The organism is Flavobacteriales bacterium (genome assembly GCA_013214975.1).
Taxonomy (GTDB): domain Bacteria; phylum Bacteroidota; class Bacteroidia; order DT-38; family DT-38; genus DT-38.
Genome location: JABSPR010000229.1, coordinates 1 through 1,573 on the forward strand (window position 1 = coordinate 1; position 1,573 = coordinate 1,573).

Sequence of the window (1,573 nt, forward strand, 5' to 3'; positions counted from 1 at the left end):
ATGCAATTAGAAAAGATACCAAAGAAGTAGTCGACTTTAGAGTGGGAAATCGGAATAAAAAGTTACTGAGACCTGTAAAGAGTCAGACCAAAGTGTACCGATAAAGGGATAAAGTTTAGTGATAGTATTAATACCTTCAAAGCATGCTTTGAAGAACTTTATAAAACCTTTAAATGTATAATAATGGGAAGACCAAAAAAGAAGTCAGCAGAAGCTGTAGTTAAGGACATTCGACGTCAGACACGTAGAAAGTTTTCTTCAGAAGAGAAGATCAGAATAATCTTAGAAGGCCTAAAGGGCGAAGAGTCCATATCAGAAATATGTAGAATGGAAGGAATAGCTCCTGCATTGTATTATCGTTGGAGCAAGGACTTCATTGAAGCAGGAAAGAGACGCCTTTTAGGAGATACTCGAAGAGAAGCTAATACAGGAGAGGTTACCAATCTTCGAAAGGAGAACCATGATTTAAAAGAGGTGGTAGCAGAGCTTACCTTGAGCAATCGTGTGCTTAAAAAAAGCTTGAGTGGTCTAGAATAATATTCAAGAAGTATATGCGATTTACTCAAGCAGAGAAATATGAAATCATCCGAATCGTGGAAGACTCAGAGATAGGGCCCAATAGAACGTTACGAGAATTAGGCATCCATAAGAGCACCTTTTACAATTGGTACGGCAGGTATAAAGAGCAAGGTTATGATGGCCTTGCTCCTAAACCTCGTGCAGATAACAATTGCTGGAATAGAATACCGGACAAAGTTCGCAATGAGGTTGTAACAATGGCTCTCGATATACCAGAACTATCTCCAAGGGAATTAGCTTACAGAATGATAGAGACTAAACATTATTACATATCGGAGAGTAGCGTTTATAGAATACTCAAGAAGCGGGGATTGATAACATCACCAGCATATTTGGTAATGCAGGCCAGTAGTGAGTTTAGAGACAAGACAGTTCGACCTAATCAGATGTGGCAAACGGACTTCACCTACTTCAAGATACTTGGCTGGGGATGGTATTACCTCTCAACAATATTAGATGATTACAGTCGCTACATAGTACACTGGGAGCTATGTTCTAATATGAAGACAGAGGATGTAACCAGAACTATAGATTGTGCATTAGAAAAAGCAGGACTGGATAAATCTAATCGCCCACGATTGCTAAGCGATAATGGATCTTGCTACATAAGCTCAGAACTAGCGGAATACATTGAACAAGAAGAGATGAGTCATGTTAGAGGAAAACCATTACATCCACAAACTCAAGGGAAGATTGAACGATATCACAGATCCATGAAGAACGTAGTAAAACTAGAAAACTACTATATGCCAGGTGATCTAATTAATCGACTGGAAGAGTTTGTTGATTATTACAATAACCGTAGATACCACGAATCAATCAACAATGTAACTCCGTCAGATGTATACTTTGGACGTGATAAAGAACTACTTAAACAAAGAGAAATAATTAAACAAAAAACTATGAAAAAACGTAGAAAAACATACCTGATGCAGGTTATTCAAATTTGACTTAATTTTACTTGTCCCTAGTTCGGTTCCTTTGAAGACTTACA

The 1,573-nt window shown here is 37.8% G+C and carries 1 pseudogene; it reads left to right on the plus strand.

The features are described from left to right. Nucleotides 1-183: 183 nt before the first annotated feature. A pseudogene (locus HRT72_07625) lies at nt 184-1,529 on the plus strand (IS3 family transposase). Nucleotides 1,530-1,573: the final 44 nt, after the last annotated feature.